Source organism: Streptomyces sp. NPDC004667 (assembly GCF_040609475.1).
GTDB lineage: Bacteria > Actinomycetota > Actinomycetes > Streptomycetales > Streptomycetaceae > Streptomyces.
The window spans coordinates 100,053-115,351 of the sequence record NZ_JBEXKC010000016.1; the positions used below are offsets into that span (position 1 = coordinate 100,053).

Genomic DNA, 15,299 nt, shown 5'->3' on the forward strand with positions numbered 1-15,299 from the left:
GGGCCGTCTCGTCGGACGTGGTCGGCGGGCGGCGGACTCAGTCGGCGACGGAGTCCGGATCGTCGAGTTCGTGCAGCCCTGCCGGGTCCACTTCGGTCAGCACGTCCCCCGCCGCCGTGACGAACCGCTGTGCGTGGCCCCGGTGGACGCACAGGAGTTGGTCCCGGACGGCGGCCCGGTCCCGGTACACCGCCAGTGCCGCACCGTACTTGCTGTTGTGGCCCGCCATCGCGGCGTCCGCGCTCCACCCCGTGCCGTCGTAGGCGGACCACCACAGTTGCTGGCCGGCGGGGTCACGGTGGACGCACATCAGCCTGCCGTCGAAGACGGCGAGGCCGATGTTGCTCCGGGTGCGGAGCCCGGGCAGGGCCCCCTCGGAAGTCCAGTCGGCGCCGCGCAGCCGGCTCCAGTGGATCGCGCCGTCGCCGGGGTTGCCGTGCAGCAGGTGCAGGGCGCCGTCGTACGCGGCGAGGGCCGGGGACCTGGTGGTGGCGCAGCCGGGGACCGGCTCGGGAGGGGTCCAGGTCCAGCCGTCCCGACTGGTGGTGACCATGATCCGCTGGCCGGCGTCGGCGTAGGCGAGGTGGAGGGCGTCGCGGAAGACGGCCAGCGCCGGGCCGTAGACGCTCTCCGCGCTCGGGACCGGCCGGTCCGGGCTCCAGGTCTTGCCGTCGTACGAGGTCAGGGCCATCCCCCAGTCGCCCGAGCCGCCCCGGTGCGCGCAGTACAGCCGGTCCTGGAACACGGCCAGGGCCGGGCTGCCCAGGGTGTGGTGGGCGGGCAGGGGCCGGTCATCGGACCAGCCGCCGTCCGCGCGGTGCGCCGTCCACCACAGGTCGGGGTCTTCGCCCCGGCCCTGGTGGACGCAGTACAGGTCGCCGCGGAAGACGGCCAGGGCCGGGGTTTCCGAGGCGTAGCGGGCGGTGAAGGGTGTGTCGGCTCCCCAGCCGGTGCCCGTTTCGAACACGCTGAACCACAGGCCGGTCCCGCTCGCCGGTGCGTCGAGGGCCACCGGGGCGAGGAGGGTGGGCGCGGCCCACGGCGAGCGCAGCTCGCACCCGGTGCCCCGGACGGCGGCCCGGATCCGTTCGGCCCGTCCGGCCAGCCGCGCCCCGACGGCTTCGGCGACGGCCGCGGGCAGGGCCCCGGCGAGCACGTCCTCCACGAGGCCGGGGAAACCGGTGACGGGCCCGCTGCCGTCCGGGGGTGCGAGGAGGTCGACGGACCGTTGGTCGAGGCGGAGGATGAAGCCCCACTCCAGCGGGCGGACGGCGACGGCCGCCCCCACCGCGGCGAGTTCCTCGCCCGCCCGTTCCGCGCGTTCCACGGCCTTGGCCGACGGGGTGTCCGCGCCGAAGTCCGGTGCCGTGCCGTTCTCCCGCCCGGGGGCGGCGCCTTCGATCGCCATGCTGTCTTCCTGCCTGCTGGGCCGCGGGGCCGGACGGCCGCCCTCCGCGCGGTGCGCGGGCGGACCGTCCGGGCCTGCGGACGTGGACGTGGACGTGGACGTGGACGTGGACGTTCGGGAGCCGTTCCAGACGACGTGCGCACTGGTCGACGGGCTTTCCACCGTCCGGCGGGTCTGCCGGTGGGGGCAGGGGGCCGGGCGGCGGGCGGGGTACGTCGGGGCGGGTGGCCGGGCCGGGCCCGGCCGGCCTCAGGAAAGGTCTGCGGGAACGGGCGGCAGGCGCGGCCGTGCGTGGTGCTGGAGGGGGCCGATCCGGTCGCCCACCCGGATCGTCCCGCCGCTGACGACCTCGGCCCGCAGTCCGCCGCGGTGCAGCAGGCCGCGGATCAGCCCGGGGCGCACGAGCTGTTCGAGGCGGGCGCAGGGTTCGCTGAGTTTGAGACCGCGCAGGATCACCGCGCCGATCCGGAACTCGTGGTCCACCAGCGGGTTGAGCCGGATGTCACGGCAGACGAGGTTGCGGCGGCATTCGGCGGGGGTGAGCGCGATGCCGTGCTCGCGGGCCAGGGCCTCCAGGGACTCGGCCTCGATGAGGGTGACGTCGCAGACCCCGGACGCCCGGCCCGTGCCCCGACGCCGGGGCCGGGGGCCCTCGCCCGCCCAGTAGTTGCGGTCCCCCGCCAGACCGCGGCCGGTCACCGCTCGGGCCCGTTCGACGCGGAAGGTGGGCTCGCCCGGTCCCGCGGCGAGGTGCAGGGAGAGGACCCGGCCGGGTCCGGGCGGCGGTGGGGCCGCGGCCATGGGCGGTTCACCCCTTCAGGAAGTGGTCCGACAGGGAGCGAAGGGTGCGGAACTGGTTCACGTCGATCTGGTCGAGATGCAGTTCCCGGCCGATCAGGTCCTCCAGCAACAGGATGAACTCCATGAAGCCGAGGGAGTCGATCAGCCGGTTCTCGATCAGGTCGAGGTCCTCGGGGATCTCCTCGACGGTGGGGTTGTGTTCGAGCAGCCAGTCCACGACCGGCTTGATCGCCTCGTCCATGGTCACCTCTCCTGGATCCGGTGCGGTTCTTCGCATCCGCTCGTGCGCCCCGCTGTGGCGGCGCCGGCGGTGCCTTGCGCCGCGCGCCGCTCGCTCTCGTACTCCCGGCGGAGCCGCGCGACGGTCGCGGCTGCCGGGTGCCGGGTGGTGACGCGGGCACAGGACCGGCCGCAGTACATGGCCATCTCCTCGATGCGTCCGGTGGTGCCTTCGCCCGGAGCCGCCGCGCTGTAGCGCGGTACCGGATACCTGCGGCCGTCCACTCGGGTGGTGGCGATGAAGACGGCCGGCGCGCGGTCCGGGGTGGTGGTGAGGCAGTTGCGCAGGACGCGGTGCGGGCGGTGCGGCCAGCCGATGTCGAAGAGGGAGGTGACGACGGTTTCGTCGGCCGCGGCCTCGACCACCCGTCGTTTGAACTCCGGATGCGCCGTGGATTCCGCTGCCGGTACGAACAGGGTGCCGGCCATGGCTCCGTCCGCGCCGCGCGCCACCGCGCCGGCGAGGTCCTTCCCGGTCGCGATCCCGCCCGCGACGGCCAGGACCGCGTGCGGGTGGCGCGCCCGGACGGCGGCCAGCAGGAGGTCCACCGGCCGCCGGCCGAGCAGGTGGCCGCCGGCCTCGGTGCCCTGGAGGACCAGGACGGCCGCGCCCCGGCCGAGGGCGCTGTCGGCGTCCGCGGGGGTGCCGACCTGGACCACCAGCGGGTGTCCGGCGGTGTGCACGGCCCGGGCGGCGTCGGCGTCGGGCAGCCCGAAGCTGGTGACGAAGCCGCCCGGGGGCAGTTCGGGCAGGGCCGCCCGGAGCTGGTCCAGGCAGCGCGCCGGGCCGGTGACCTCGGGGACCACGTTCACCCCGAACGGCCGGTCGGTGGCGACCGCCGCCTCCCGCACCAGCCGGGCTGCCCGGTCGGGCGGTTCCTTGTACAGGGCGAGGGTGCCGCCCGCTCCGGCTCGGGACACCGCGGCGCACAGAGCGGGGCCGGCGACGGCGCCCATCCCGGCCTGCAGCAGGGGGAGTTCGAGCCCGAGGAGGGCGGCGAGCCGGGTCACGAGCGCTCCCCCGCCCGCCGTACCGCGCGGTGCGCGGCGACCAGGTCCCCTTCGTAGAGGTCTCCCAGGGCGTGCACCCAGCGTTCCAGGCCGAAGGCCACGCAGCCGGTGAAGGCCGGGCGGCCGGCGTGGTGGATGGCGCGGCGCTCGCCGAAGAAGTTGCGGTGGTTGTTGGTGGAGGCGACGGCGGTGCCGTCGGTGTGCAGGTACTCGTCCTTGACGGGGGCGAGCAGTTGCATGACGGTGCGGGCGCCGTCCTTCTGGAAGAAGGGGTCGGTGGCGGGCTGCCGGTCCAGTGTGAGGCCGAGGGCCGCGCCGAAGGCGGTGATCCGCTCCTGGTGCCGGTCGAGGTGGGCGCGTACGGTTTCGGCCGCGCCGACGCACACGATCTCCCGCATGGTGAATCCCCAGAGCCTGCGCAGCCCGTCGTGGTGGTCCTCGTTGCGGAAGCACTGCGCGACGGTGGTGATCAGGACGGGGGTGTCCGCTCTGGTTCCGGTGAGGTGCAGGAAACAGCCGTAGCAGGCCGCGGAGGGCAGCAGGTGGGTGGCGTCGGCCAGATCGGGCGCGGGCAGTGCGGCGCCCGCGGGCCGGTCCGCGGCGAGGGCCTCCAGCCGGTCGGGGCGGATCCGGGTGACCGCGCTGCCCAGGTGCGGGAAGTTGCGGAAGTAGTCGAGGGTCCGCAGGTCCTCGGCCCGCAGCAGCGGTGGGTAGCTCCGCTGCCGGGCTCCGGCCTCTGTTCCCCACCGGGTGAACACCTCGTCCAGGGCGCCCCGCAGCAGTACGGCGGGTTCGTCGAGGGTGGCCAGTCCGTCCCGGACCGCCCAGGCGGTCCCGGTGGCCGTGGGGTCAGTGAGGGGCATCGAAGACCCCGATCCGGTGGAGGAAGTCGGTGGTCTTGTGCAGGACCTTGGCGTGGGCGGCCTGCCGGGCGGGGTGGGCGAGCAGCCGCCGGCGCAGCGCGAAGCCGTCCGGAAGGCCCGCGTCGCGGTAGACGGCCGGGTTGTAGAAGGACTCCATGCTGGTGGTGAGGTAGCGGCGGAGGTAGTGGCCCAGTTCGTGCCGGGCCTCCTCGTCGAGGCCGCTGTGGTGCAGGCGCTCCCACAGCAACTGCACCAGGCGGCGGCCGAAGGCGATGTGCCGGGACTCGTCCTGGTGGTGCAGGCGGTTGATGTGGCGGATGGTCGGGTGCAGTCGGCGGTCGGCGGCCAGGTGGACGTTGTAGTGGTCGACCACCTGCTCGAAGATCAGGATCCGGGCGAAGACGAGGAAGTTCTCGATGTTCGGATCGCGCGGGGGTTCGGGCAGCTTCACCGACTTGTCGGGGTAGATCTTGTCCGCGTACTTGAGGCAGAAGGTGGCGAAGAACCACATGTGGTCGTTCTCCTCACCGATGAAGTGGTGGAAGAACTCGGAGGGCAGCTCGAAGCCGGGCATGTGGATGCGCCGGGTGACCTCGATGAGCAGTTCGCGGATGCCGTGCACGTTGAGGCTGTAGAAGTTGACGCTCTCCCAGCGGCTCAGTGCCCGCAGCCGGGTGGGGCTCAGTTCGTCCATCAGCTCGGTGCCGTGGACGGAGAGGAGTTCGGGGGACATCCAGAGTCCGTCGGTGGGGATCGTGGACGGCCAGTCGAAGGTGGTGAAGGGGTTGTAGTAGTCCGCGGTGGCCTTGTCCGAGAGCCGGTCGAGCAGGGCCCTGAACTCGGTGTCGTCGTCGGTGGTGGCGCCGACCGCTGCGGCGGGCGGGGTGTCCAGGGGGCGCATGGGCGTCATTTCTTCCACCGGACGGCCGACAGCAGGGCCCGGTGGAGTTCGGGGGTGGCCGCGGCCACGCAGGACCGCTGGTTGGTGATGCTCAGGTCGGTCAGGACGGTGTCGCCGAGCGGCTGTCCGTATCCGTCGGTGATGACCGCCCCGGCGCGCTCGGCGAGGAAGACGGCCGCCGCGATGTCGTACGGGAACAGGTGCAGGACCCGGCCGTTGCCGACGCGTTCGAACTCGGGCAGCAGCGCCGGGTCGTCGCGCAGCAGCCGGTTCCCGATGTCCACGTAGGCGTCGAGCTGACCGGTGAGCAGACGGGAGATCGACCAGGTGGCGCTGTTGAAGACGAAGACCCCGCCGGTGTTGGCCGAGAGGTCGATGAGGTGGCCGTGGGCCTCGGTCATCAGGCGGGCCGGGTGGCCGTTGAACTCCAGCGACCAGAACATCCGCGTGAGGTCGGTGGTGCCGGTCAGGGCGGGGACGGGGTGGTCGTAGCCGTGCGCGGCGATGCCGGGCGTGGCGAGGTCCCCGTAGAGGTAGGCGCCCGTGCGCAGTTCCATCAGCAGCGCGTGCTCGACGTCGGCGATGCGCGGGCGCTGCGACATGCGGGCGACGGCGACCGAGACGGTGGCCGACTCCAGGCCGGCGACGGCGGGCCGGGTGCCGTCGATGGGGTCGACGACCAGCAGATGGGCGGGGTCCGTGCCGTGGTACTGGAGGCCGCGGTCCTCGGAGTAGACGGCGACGGGCATGTCGTGGCCGACGACGTACTTCCAGACGGCGGCTTCCGCGACCTCGTCGAGGCCGAACTGGGCGTCCCCGCCCGGGGAGTGGCCCCGGACCAGGCGGCTGCCGGCCTGGTTCTGGGCGGCCAGTACGGCCTCGCGGACGGCGTCGGCGAGGCCGGTCACGTACCGGCGCACGGCGGCGGGCCCGGGAGGGCGGCCGGGCTCGGTGTCGGGAGAGCGGCCCGGCTCGGTGCTGGGGTCCGTGTCGGGCTCGGTGCCGGGCTCGGTGCCGGGCTCGGTGCCGGTCATGCGGCGGCCTCGGCGGCGAAGAGGGCTTCGAGCCGGTCGCAGAGCAGGTCGGCCTCCGTGCGGGTGAGGATGAGCGGCGGGCGGATCTTGATCACGTTGCCCCGGCCGTAGCGGGAGGTGCGCAGGATCAGACCGTGGTCCATGCCGCGCCGGGCCAGCGCCTGGGCCCGTTCGCTGTGCGGGCGGCCCCGGTCGTCGCCGATCTCGATCCCGATCATCAGGCCGAGTCCCCGTACGTCCACGACGGCGGGGTGCCGGGCGGCCAGGGCGCGCAGCCGTTCCATGACGTGGGCGCCGACCTCCCGGACGTTCTCCAGGAAGCCCGGGCGGCCGATCACGTCGAGGGTGGTGGCCGCCGCGGCGGCGGCGAGTACGTTGCCGCCGTAGGTGAAGGAGTGGTGGTCGCTGCTGAGCCCGGCCATCCGCTCGTCCGCGACGATGGCGGCGATCTGGGCACCGGAGCCGCCGAGGCCCTTGGCGGTGGTCAGGATGTCGGGCCGGACCCCGTAGTGCTCCGCGGCGAACATCCGGCCGACGCGGCCTATGCCGGTCTGGATCTCGTCGAAGACGAGGACGATGCCCCGTTCGTCGCAGAGGGCGCGCAGGGCGGGCAGGTAGCCGTCGGGGGGCACGATGTTGCCGCCGCTGCCGGAGACCGGTTCGACGACGACGCACGCGACGCTGCCGGAACTGGCGTGGTCGAGGAAGTCGTTGATGCGTTCGACGCAGAGCATGCCGCAGCTGTCGGGGCCGGCCTGGCGGTAGAAGCAGCGCAGGCAGTAGGGGTCGGGGACCTGGAGCACGCCGGGCATCAGGTGCGGGAAGGGAGCTTTGCGGAAGGACTCGCCCGACATGGTGGTCGTCATCATGGTCTGGCCGTGGTGACTGCGGAACAGGGTGATGACGTCGCGGCGGCCGGTGGCCACCTGCGCCATCTTGACCGCACCCTCGTTGGCGGTGGAACCGCCCGACACCTTGAGGTGCACTTTCGTCAGGTTCGGCGGGGTGACCTCGACCAGCCGCCGGACCAGCTCGTTGACGGGGGCGGTCTGGAAGGTCGAGGTGGTGTGCACCAGCCGCTCGGCCTGGTCGCGCATGGCCTTGACGACTTCGGGGTGGCCATAGCCGAGGCTCAGGTTGAAGGTGCCGGACGCGCAGTCGAGGTACTCGTTGCCGTCGGTGTCGTAGAGGTGGACGCCCTCCCCGTGGTCCATCTCGTACGCGCTGACCGGGTAGTAGATGTGGTTCTGTGCGTAGCTCAGGGCATCGCCGCGGACGTCGCGGGCGTCGCGCTGGGCGCGCATCAGGTCGGCCATGTGACTCCTGTCGACTTCCGTCCCGCGGATGTTGCGGACGGCGGATATCGATGTCTCCGGATTTCGGAATCTAAGATTCCGTCAGGGAATGCGGGGCGGGAGTCACAGGTCCAGGATGAAGGTGAACGCGGCGTCCCAGCCCTCGGGGGTCTCACGTACGTCCATCAGGCATTCCGGCCGAAAGTATTTGTCGAGGTGATTTCGACGCTCGCCCGGAAAATACAGCATCGTGGTCAGCACGGCTCCGCCGGGCGGTTGTACCTTCACGTGCACGTGACGTGTCCGCCCGGGATACACGGCGGGCAACACCGTCTCCAGCCGCCACTGCCCCTCGGCGTCCGCGAACTGGTGACCACGCAGCCGAAAACCGTCGTCGTCGTAGACTCCGGCATCCCCGACCTGCCAGAAGTCGAGCAGAGTGCCTCCGATCGGCTTGCCCTCGGGGGTGCGCACGGCTCCGTGCAGCAGCATCGGGACGCCCCCTTCCACATCGCCTCGGAAACTGGTCCTGAAAGGAGTGTCGGGCTTGTAGTACGGACCTTCGCGCAGGGCCGGCGTCGGCGGTGTCCCGTTGCAGCGAACGGTCGGCGTGAGCGCGTTCAGGACGTTCTCCGGACTTTCGTTCACCACTGCGGAATTCTCCCTTGCTCAAGGATCTTTCGCTTCGGTCCAGGCAGACTAACCCGCCTTCTCGGCACTGAGAAGACGGTCAGGCGTCACCTACTCGCCATTTAATCGGCGAATAATGTCGGGTTTCCGTGATCCGCTCGAACAGAAGTCGCCTCCTGGGAATGCGGCGGCGCACGGGACGGATGGGAAAAGGAGTGACGGGGTGATGCGCTTCCGTCGACCGCGGTCGGCGCCGGCTGTCGTCGGCTCCGGTTGCCGTCGGCACCTGCCGGGCTCAGCACCCGCCGGCGGCCGCCCGGTGCAGTACGGTGCGGGCGCGGGCGAAGTAGGCCGGGTCGGGCGGTGCCGTGAGGATGTCCGCGAGCGCGAAGAGGTCCAGCGTCCGGCTGAGCCGCAGCCAGTCCCCGGGCAGTCGCCCGCTCCCGCCCCGGAAGCCCTTGACGAAGCCGGCGGTGAAGGCGGGCGGGTACTCGTGGGCGAAGCGCAGCATGTTCCCGACGTCGAAGAGCGGGGAGCCGCTGAAGGCGAGCTCCCAGTCGAGCACGGCGGCCACCGCCCAGTCCCCGGCCCGCCGCTCCACCAGGAGGTTCTTCGGGTTGAAGTCGCAGTGCACCAGGCTGCGTTCACCTGCCACGGCGGCGAGCGCCGGGGGCCCGCTGCGCGCCAGGGCGGACAGTACGGCCGCATCCGTCCCGCTCAGCGGACCGTCCGCGGGCGCGGTGGACAGACAGCGGTCGACGAACCCGGGCAGGTCCCCCAGCGGGGCCCCGCCGTTCGGGGCCGGGACCAGGGAGGAGTCATCGAAGACTCCCGGTCGCGGCAGCCTGACCCGGCCGATCCTCGCCAGCACCGCGCCGACGGCCCGGCCCAGGTCGCGGGCCTCCCCGCTCGCCGGGCCGTCCGCGAGTACCTGGCTGAGCGGGGTCCCGTGGACGAACCGGTAGAGCAGGGTGGGGCGGCCGGTGGCCCGGCCGTACGGATCGGCCGCGACCACCGTGGTCACCGGTACGGTACGGGCCGCCGCCCGGCCGAGTACCGCGAGCTCCACGGCACAGGTGTTGCGCGGGACCCGGCTGCCGCTGGGCCGGTAGCGGCGCAGTACGTAGCGCTCCGCGGCCGGTGCGCCGGGGGGCTGGGCGGTGAGCAGGGTCATGTCGTTGGTGAACCCGCCGGGCAACGGGTCCACCCCGTGCACGAGTGCCCCGGGCAGGGCGTGCCCGGTCAGCCAGGCGTGGGTGGCGGGGTCCAGGAGGCCCACCGGATCGGGGTGCGTCACACCGACCGGCCTGCCCGGCCCGGGGCCGTCCTCATGCGTCCGTTCCCCCCGATGGCCCAGCACCGGGGTGAGGTGGCCCCTGCACTGTGGCGGCGGCTTCCGCCGCCCCTGCTGCCTCTGCCGCCTCTGCCGCTTCTGCTGCCAGGACCAGGCCGCCCGCCGGCCCGGCGAGCCGGCCGAGCCGCGCCGGGACCACGAAGTCCCCGGCCGCGTGCTCGGGCAGCCCGGGGTATCCGCCCAGTGCCGTGGTCAGCTCGGAGCGCAGCAGCGGGAACAGCCCGGGGAGTTCCGCGACGCCGCCGCCGATCACGATCCGCTGGGGCGCGGTCGTGTACACGATGTTGCGCAGTCCCGCGGCCAGATAGGCCGCCTCCAGCCGCAGTGCCTCACGCAGGGCGCCGCCGGTCAGCTCCTCGGCCGGTGTCCCCCAACGGGCGCCCATCGCCTCGCCGCCCGCGAGCCCCTCCCAGCAGTCGCCGTGGAAGGGGCAGGAGCCGGGGAAGGCGTCGCCCGCGATCCGGGGCACGGCCAGGTGGCCCATCTCGGTGTGGACCAGCCCGCTGACCACCTTGCCGCCGATCACCGCGCCGGCGCCGATGCCGGTGCCGACGGTGAGGTAGACGTAGGTGTCCAGGCCGCGCGCCGCACCCCAGCGGCCCTCGCCGAGGGCCGCGCCGTTGACGTCGGTGTCGATGCCCACCGGCACACCGAGCGCGGCGGCGACCGGACCCGCGACGTCCACTCCGGACCAGCCGGGTTTGGGGGTGGCCGCGAGGTGGCCGAACCTCGCGTGGCCCGGGCGCAGTTCGAGGGGCCCGAAGGAGGCGATGCCGACCGCGTCCAGGGGTCCGGTCTCGGCGGCGGTCTCCTGGAAGAAGGTGATGGCCCGTTTCAGGGTGGGGCCCGGTTCTCCGGTCGGGAAGCGGATCTCGGCCTCGATCCGGTCCGGGGCCGAGCCGACCAGGCAGACGAACTTGGTCCCGCCGGACTCGATGGACCCGAGCCGCGGCGCGCTCACGCGCCCACCGGCCAGCCGTCGGCGCCGACCGGGCCCGAGTGCGAGCGGATGACGACCTTGAGCGCGTCGTAGCGGGGCGCCCCTGCGGTGCCGCCGTCCGCGGCGTCGCCGTGGGTGGGCCCGCCGAGCGCCGCGAAGGCCTCCTCGTACCGTTCGAGCGGGAACTCGTGCGTCACCAGCCGCTCCAGGACCGGTTCGGAGCCGGGGCCCTGTGGGCCGGCCAGTTCGGCGGCCAGGTCCACGGCGACCGGGAAGACGTCGGCACGGTAGTCCCCGGCGCCGATCAGCCGGATGCCGCGGTTGGTGAGCCGGAGCGGGCGCAGCGGCACGGTGTAGGTGTCGTCGAAGCCCATCACCACCACCCGGCCCCCGTCGTCGATCAGGCGCAGCGCCGCCTCCAGGCCGGTGCCCGTGGTGTCGAAGACGACGGAGGGACGCTCACCGCCCGAGGCCTTCACCACGGCTTCGGCCGCGTCCCTTCCGGCAACGTCCACCACGTGCGCGAACTGCTCGCGGGCCCGCTCCAGCCGGTAGCCGTCCGGTTCCGCGACCGTGACACGGCGCGCCCGGCGGGCGGCGACCAGTGCGGTCAGTATCCCGATCGGGCCCGCGCCGAGCACCACCACGGTGTCGTCGAAGGTGAGGGAAGCGGCGCGGACGTTGCTCAGGACGCACGCGAGCGGCTCGATCAGGACCGCGCCCCGGAAGGACAGCCCGGCGGGAACCCGCTCTACGAATCGTTCCGGCAGGGTCACGGCCTCCGCATAGGTACCGTCACGGTCGACGCCGACCTCGGTGCCGGCCTTGTGGCGGCAGAAGTTGGTCGCGCCCCGGCGGCACGGAACACACCAGCCGCAGTACAGGGTGGGGTTGACCACCACGCGCTCCCCCACCACGACCGAGCGCACCTGCGGCCCGGCCTCCCGCACCACACCCACCGACTCGTGCCCGAGCACCACCCCCGGCCGGGCCGGGAAACGCCCCAGCAGGATCTTGCGGTCCGTTCCGCACACCCCCGTACCGACGACCTCCACGACGACGTCATCACCGTTCACGAGCCGCGCGGTGGGCCGCTCCTGCAGTTCGGCGGAGCCTGGACCCTGATAGACGAGAGCGCGCACGAGACCTCCCCATCGGTGTTCGGAGGGCGACGCTAGCCCAGCCGGACCCGACCGGATACAACGCCTCTGAGCCACTCCGCGGCGGCGTCCGGCCGGGCCCGGAGCCCGCGCCCTCGGGGCCGACCGCAAAGACCGCTGGTCAGAAGTGGCCACGGCCCGGGGCTCGGACGACACCGAGCCCCGGGCACAACATGTCCGGATCCGGGAGACCGGGCGGAGGCCCGATCCGGCTCGGGTCCCCGGCCGCGAGCGGCTTGACGCCCCCGTCGACGTTGCCGTCGTCACTCACCGCGCTGCTCATGCTGCCCGTTCCCCGGGGCCTGTCCGGCGGATCGTCGTTCAGAGGAAGAGGTCCCGGGCTCGGCGGGCCACCTCGTCCGGCGCGAGGTCCTCCAGGTGCGTGAGGAAGACCCACACATGGCCGTAGGGGTCCTTCACGATGGCCGTACGATCACCGTGGAACTGGTCGGCCGGTGGCTGAAGGAGCTCGGCGCCGGCCTCGGTGGCCCGCTCCGCCAGCGCGTCGACGTCATCCACGAAGACGTGCAGGCCCACGGAGGTGCCGCCGAGAGCCGTCGGTGCGCCGAAGTGCGGTCCCTCGGGGTCGCCCAGCATGATGGTGGAGCCTTGGATCCCGACCTCGGCGTGCACGATGCGTCCGTCCGGGCCGTCGAGGCGGAACAGCTCGTCGGCACCGAATGCGCGGGTGTAGAAGTCGATCGCGTTCTTCGCGCCATCGACCATGATGTGGGCGACGACAGCGTTGCGGTAGGCCTCGGGAACAGTGGTCGCGGTCATGGGAACTGCCTCCTTGGGGGGTTGTTACCGATGACCAAGAACGTAGAAACCCAAGCGCACTTGAGGTCAAGCGGGGCGCCGGGCGACTTCAACCGGGCGCAGCTCACGGGTGCTTCGTGGAGATCCGGCCTTGCGGCCGGATGGGCGGCGGCCCGTGGCGGTTCAGCGGGTGGGAGTCTCCCGCACCGGGTGCTTGCTGAGGATCGAGACGCGGTTGAAGGCGTTGATCGTGATCGCCGCCCAGACCACGGCGGAGAGCTGGTCGTCGTCCAGCACTCCCCGCGCCTGCGCGTAGGCCCGCTCCTGGGCGAGGGCGTCGGCGGGGTGGGTGGTGGCCTCGGCCAGGGCGAGGGCCGCGCGTTCGCGGGCGGTGAAGAGCTCGGTGTCCCGCCAGGCGGCGAGCACGCCGAGGCGCCGGGTGGTCTCCCCGGCGCGCAGGGCGGCCCGGGTGTGGACGTCGAGACAGAAGGCGCAGCCGTTGAGCTGGGAGACCCGGAGGTTGACCAGTTCGACGAGGATCCGGTCCAGGCCGGCCTCGGCGGCCGCCGCGCGGACGGCGTCGGCGGTCTTGACCAGTGCCTGGTACGCGGCGGGGCTCTGCTTGTCGAGGTAGATCCGGCCGTCGGTCCGGGGATCCGCCGTGGTCTGTGCCGTCTCGCTCACCCTGTGCTCCTTTGCCTGTTGTCGTGGGTTGCCTTCGGGACTATGATCACCCAAGATTGTTGAAAGCGAAACTACTTTGTCGGAGAGGGGCCTTGATATGGATCACACGGAGGTCGGGATCGAGGTCGAGGTCGAGGTCCTCACCGCCCGGGACGTCCCGCTCGGCGGACCGCGGGCGATGACCGTACGGCGCACCCTGCCGCAGCGGTCCCGGACCCTGATCGGGGCCTGGTGCTTCGCCGACCACTACGGCCCCGACCGGGTCGCCGACTCCGGCGGCATGGACGTCGCACCCCACCCCCACACCGGGCTCCAGACCGTCAGCTGGCTCTTCAGTGGGGAGATCGAGCACCGGGACAGCCTGGGCACCCACGCCTTCGTACGGCCCGGCGAGATCAACCTCATGACCGGCGGCCACGGCATCAGCCACACCGAGGTCTCCACCCCCGCCACCACCGTCCTGCACGGCGTCCAGCTCTGGGTGGCCCTCCCCGACGAACACCGCCACGCCCCCCGCGAGTTCCAGCACCACGCACCCGTACCGCTGCGCATCGACGGCGCACAGCTGCGGGTCTTCCTGGGCACCCTCGCCGACGACACCTCCCCCGTCCACACCTTCACCCCGCTCCTCGGCGCCGAGGTCCTGATCGACGCCGGCGCCACCGTCACCCTCGACGTCGACCCCGGCTTCGAGCACGGCCTCCTCGTCGACGAGGGCGACGTCCGCCTCGACGGAACCCCCCTGCGCCCCGCGGAACTCGGCTACACCGCCCCCGGCCGCACCACCCTCACCCTCACCAACGACTCCGACCACCCGGCCCGCACCATCCTCCTCGGCGGCCCGCCCTTCGAAGAGGACATCGTCATGTGGTGGAACTTCATCGGCCGCAGCCACCAAGACATCGCCCTGGCACGGGAGGAATGGGAGAACGCCTCCGACCGCTTCGGCACCGTCGACGGCTACCCCGGCGAGCGACTCCCCGCCCCCGCCCTGCCCAACGCCGTCATCACACCCCGCAAGAACCCCACCCGTCCCTGACACCCCGCACCCCAAGGACCTCAGCCATGAACGAGCAGACCGCCACCACCGCCCCCGTCGTCCGCCGCGTCGACACCCGCCACCGCTACGAGATCCTCGTCGACGGCGAGCGCGCGGGCCTGACCGCCTACCGCGACCGCGACGGCCAGCGGGTCTTCTTCCACACCGAGATCGACGACGCCCACGCCGGCCAGGGACTCGCCGCCATCCTCGTCGAACAGGCCCTCACCGACGTCCGCATCTCCGGGAAGCGGATCGTGCCCGTCTGCCCCTACGTCGCCAAGTACCTCACCAAGCACACCGAGTTCGCCGACATCACCGACCCCGTCACCCCCGAGGTCCTCACCTGGCTCGACGCCCAGCTGGGCCGCTGAGCCCCCGCCGGAACAACGCGTAGAGTGTGACCGGGCGCGGCACGATCACAAGGAGTACAGGTGACCGCGGTCAGCCTCGAGCGCTCTACCGTCCCCGCCGACACCGGCGAGGTGACCCTTCTGATAGCCCGCCGGGTCGATCCCGGCCATGAAGCCGACTTCGAGCGGTGGGCGAAGGGCATCCTGGAAACCGCGGCGACGTTCCCCGGCCACCTCGGATACGGGCTCTTCCGCTCCTCCGGCGGCGACGCCCCCTGGTTCCTCGTCCACCGCTTCCGCGACGCCGAGGCCTGCCGCGCCTGGCAGGAATCCCCCGAGCGGGCGGCCTGGTTCGCCGACTGCCAGGGCCACCACCACACCGAAATCGCCCGGCGCCACCTGACCGGCATGGAGACCTGGTTCGCCAAACCCGGCTCGACCCGGCCGGCCCCGCCCCGCTGGAAGATGGCGATCAGCGCGACCCTGGCGATCTACCCGATCTCCGTACTCGGCGGCTACTTCCTCGTGCCGCACCTCACCACACTCCCCCTCCTCCTCAACAGCCTCATCACCGCCGCCGTCTTCAACATCCTGATGACCTACGTGGCGATGCCCGCCGTGAGCAGACTGCTGCGCGGCTGGCTCACGCCGTAACGGGCCGGAACGGGCCCCGGCGGGCGTCTCGAACGGCCCGGCGGTGGAGCGCCCGCGGCGGGTGCGGGACCGTGTCGGCCAGGGTCCCGTACCTGCGCGGGGGGGGGGGGGGGGGGAGATAGCGCGCGGATCTG

General features: G+C 72.6%; 17 protein-coding genes. 3 read left to right on the top strand and 14 right to left on the bottom strand.

What is annotated here, in order from left to right:
* Positions 1–37: 37 nt before the first annotated feature.
* The 14 genes from ABZW32_RS12195 to ABZW32_RS12260 form a co-directional block, all read right to left on the bottom strand.
* On the bottom strand, positions 38–1,408 hold the full coding sequence (locus ABZW32_RS12195) for a hypothetical protein (RefSeq protein WP_356214523.1): 1,371 nt from the start codon (positions 1,406–1,408) through the stop codon (positions 38–40).
* A gap of 249 nt (positions 1,409–1,657) precedes the next feature.
* Positions 1,658–2,209 (bottom strand): MOSC domain-containing protein, encoded by a 552-nt coding sequence (locus ABZW32_RS12200; RefSeq protein ID WP_356214525.1) that lies wholly within the window; start codon positions 2,207–2,209, stop codon positions 1,658–1,660.
* A 7-nt stretch (positions 2,210–2,216) separates the two neighbouring features.
* The gene (locus tag ABZW32_RS12205) at positions 2,217–2,450 is read right to left on the bottom strand and encodes an acyl carrier protein (RefSeq protein ID WP_356214527.1); all 234 of its coding nucleotides are present in this window, start codon (positions 2,448–2,450) and stop codon (positions 2,217–2,219) included.
* Positions 2,451–2,452: 2 nt separating this feature from the next.
* Positions 2,453–3,499: a nitronate monooxygenase gene (locus ABZW32_RS12210; RefSeq protein WP_356214529.1), complete on the bottom strand. Its 1,047-nt coding sequence runs from the start codon at positions 3,497–3,499 to the stop codon at positions 2,453–2,455.
* Positions 3,496–4,362 (bottom strand): hypothetical protein, encoded by an 867-nt coding sequence (locus ABZW32_RS12215; protein ID WP_356214531.1) that lies wholly within the window; start codon positions 4,360–4,362, stop codon positions 3,496–3,498. Before ABZW32_RS12215 ends, ABZW32_RS12210 begins: the two co-directional genes overlap by 4 nt.
* The gene (locus ABZW32_RS12220) at positions 4,349–5,263 is read right to left on the bottom strand and encodes a diiron oxygenase (protein ID WP_356214532.1); all 915 of its coding nucleotides are present in this window, start codon (positions 5,261–5,263) and stop codon (positions 4,349–4,351) included. The genes ABZW32_RS12215 and ABZW32_RS12220 overlap by 14 nt, the downstream gene beginning before the upstream one ends.
* 5 nt (positions 5,264–5,268) lie before the next feature.
* On the bottom strand, positions 5,269–6,297 hold the full coding sequence (locus ABZW32_RS12225; protein WP_356214534.1) for an inositol monophosphatase family protein: 1,029 nt from the start codon (positions 6,295–6,297) through the stop codon (positions 5,269–5,271).
* On the bottom strand, positions 6,294–7,613 hold the full coding sequence (locus tag ABZW32_RS12230) for an aspartate aminotransferase family protein (RefSeq protein ID WP_356214536.1): 1,320 nt from the start codon (positions 7,611–7,613) through the stop codon (positions 6,294–6,296). The genes ABZW32_RS12225 and ABZW32_RS12230 overlap by 4 nt, the downstream gene beginning before the upstream one ends.
* A 102-nt stretch (positions 7,614–7,715) precedes the next feature.
* Positions 7,716–8,243 (bottom strand): hypothetical protein, encoded by a 528-nt coding sequence (locus ABZW32_RS12235; RefSeq protein ID WP_356214538.1) that lies wholly within the window; start codon positions 8,241–8,243, stop codon positions 7,716–7,718.
* A 274-nt stretch (positions 8,244–8,517) separates the two neighbouring features.
* Positions 8,518–9,519: a phosphotransferase gene (locus ABZW32_RS12240; protein ID WP_356214540.1), complete on the bottom strand. Its 1,002-nt coding sequence runs from the start codon at positions 9,517–9,519 to the stop codon at positions 8,518–8,520.
* 31 nt (positions 9,520–9,550) lie between these two features.
* On the bottom strand, positions 9,551–10,537 hold the full coding sequence (locus ABZW32_RS12245) for an ROK family protein (RefSeq protein ID WP_356214542.1): 987 nt from the start codon (positions 10,535–10,537) through the stop codon (positions 9,551–9,553).
* Complete coding sequence (locus ABZW32_RS12250) at positions 10,534–11,658, bottom strand: alcohol dehydrogenase catalytic domain-containing protein (RefSeq protein ID WP_356214543.1); 1,125 nt, start codon at positions 11,656–11,658, stop codon at positions 10,534–10,536. The genes ABZW32_RS12245 and ABZW32_RS12250 overlap by 4 nt, the downstream gene beginning before the upstream one ends.
* A gap of 339 nt (positions 11,659–11,997) precedes the next feature.
* Positions 11,998–12,456 (bottom strand): VOC family protein, encoded by a 459-nt coding sequence (locus tag ABZW32_RS12255; RefSeq protein ID WP_356214545.1) that lies wholly within the window; start codon positions 12,454–12,456, stop codon positions 11,998–12,000.
* Positions 12,457–12,618: 162 nt separating this feature from the next.
* Positions 12,619–13,119 carry a carboxymuconolactone decarboxylase family protein gene (locus ABZW32_RS12260; protein WP_356214547.1) on the bottom strand — a complete coding sequence of 167 codons (501 nt, stop codon included), beginning with the start codon at positions 13,117–13,119 and terminating at the stop codon, positions 12,619–12,621.
* Between the two features lie 97 nt (positions 13,120–13,216).
* Here ABZW32_RS12260 and ABZW32_RS12265 point away from each other — a divergent pair, with 97 nt between their 5' ends.
* Genes ABZW32_RS12265 through ABZW32_RS12275 form a run of 3 tightly spaced genes read left to right on the top strand, consistent with a single transcriptional unit; the run spans position 13,217 to position 15,165 of the window.
* On the top strand, positions 13,217–14,158 hold the full coding sequence (locus ABZW32_RS12265) for a pirin family protein (protein ID WP_356214549.1): 942 nt from the start codon (positions 13,217–13,219) through the stop codon (positions 14,156–14,158).
* Positions 14,159–14,184: 26 nt separating this feature from the next.
* On the top strand, positions 14,185–14,532 hold the full coding sequence (locus ABZW32_RS12270; RefSeq protein ID WP_356214551.1) for a GNAT family N-acetyltransferase: 348 nt from the start codon (positions 14,185–14,187) through the stop codon (positions 14,530–14,532).
* A gap of 60 nt (positions 14,533–14,592) precedes the next feature.
* On the top strand, positions 14,593–15,165 hold the full coding sequence (locus tag ABZW32_RS12275) for an antibiotic biosynthesis monooxygenase (RefSeq protein WP_356214553.1): 573 nt from the start codon (positions 14,593–14,595) through the stop codon (positions 15,163–15,165).
* Positions 15,166–15,299: the final 134 nt, after the last annotated feature.